Source organism: Streptococcus sp. HMSC066F01 (assembly GCF_001837335.1).
Lineage (GTDB): Bacteria > Bacillota > Bacilli > Lactobacillales > Streptococcaceae > Streptococcus > Streptococcus oralis_S.
Genome location: NZ_KV832093.1, coordinates 945 through 1,219, shown reverse-complemented (window position 1 = coordinate 1,219; position 275 = coordinate 945). Strand labels below are relative to the sequence as shown.

Genomic DNA, 275 nt, shown 5'->3' with positions numbered 1-275 from the left:
AACAGACTTGAAAGATGGTAGCCAAGCAACGCCAATGCAACCAAGTCAAACAGAAGTTAAGACCACGGAAGGCACATGGAGCTTCAAGTCCTACAATAAGACATCGGAAACCATCAATGGAGCAGACGCACACTTTGTAGGAGCCTGGGAATTCACTCCAGCGCCAACTTACAAGGCGACGCACGAGTTTGTCAGTGGAACCCCGGGCAAAGAGCTTCCACAAGAAGTGAAAACCCTACTTCCATCAGACCAAACAGACTTGAAAGATGGTAGCC

Annotated in this window: 1 protein-coding gene; it reads left to right on the top strand. The window is 48.7% G+C overall.

The annotated features are described in order from the left end of the window. Positions 1-275: SHIRT domain-containing protein (locus tag HMPREF2655_RS10330; RefSeq protein ID WP_180364309.1), on the top strand; the 275-nt coding region annotated here is incomplete at both ends.